Raw genomic sequence first — 462 nt, 5'->3', positions numbered from 1 at the left:
ATGATGGTGTTTGTTTGTCAGTGTTAAATCAATAACCTTCATACATGAGGAAAGAATGAGACTGTTACAAATTTTGTGTAAAATGATTTTGTCTGATCTAACTGTCATGGCGGACTTGATCCGCCATCTCCTTGAATAACAACATATTGCGGGTCAAGCCCGCAATGACGGTGACTTTGACGCCCTAGTGGTTTACACAGATTTTGTAACAGTCTCGAAAGAAAAAATATGCGCCCGTTAAGAGAGTATTTTTCAATAAGTTCGGTAACCGCGAAGTTATCGCTGCTTGTAAAGCGCTTCCCGATAAGCGTGTTGTTCGTAAAGATGTGTATAAGAGACAGGTTCAGAAAAGCGGGATTCTTGATGTTGCTCGCTATGCGCGGCTGGTCGTGATTATCAAGGAAATTATATAGCGGCAGACCGTTAGATGGTTTGGAGTTCTGCACGCAGTTCGCCAATTCG

The 462-nt window shown here is 42.4% G+C and carries 1 protein-coding gene; it reads right to left on the bottom strand.

What is annotated here, in order from left to right; translation table 11 throughout:
* Nucleotides 1-104: 104 nt before the first annotated feature.
* The coding region (locus ACYVRA_RS08790; RefSeq protein WP_461252337.1) for a hypothetical protein at nucleotides 105-462 on the bottom strand (358 nt) is incomplete at its 5' end.

It is taken from the genome of Treponema sp. R8-4-B8 (assembly GCF_054786175.1).
The sequence above is the reverse complement of the archived record's forward strand: the minus strand, read 5'-3'. Positions and strand labels throughout refer to the sequence as shown.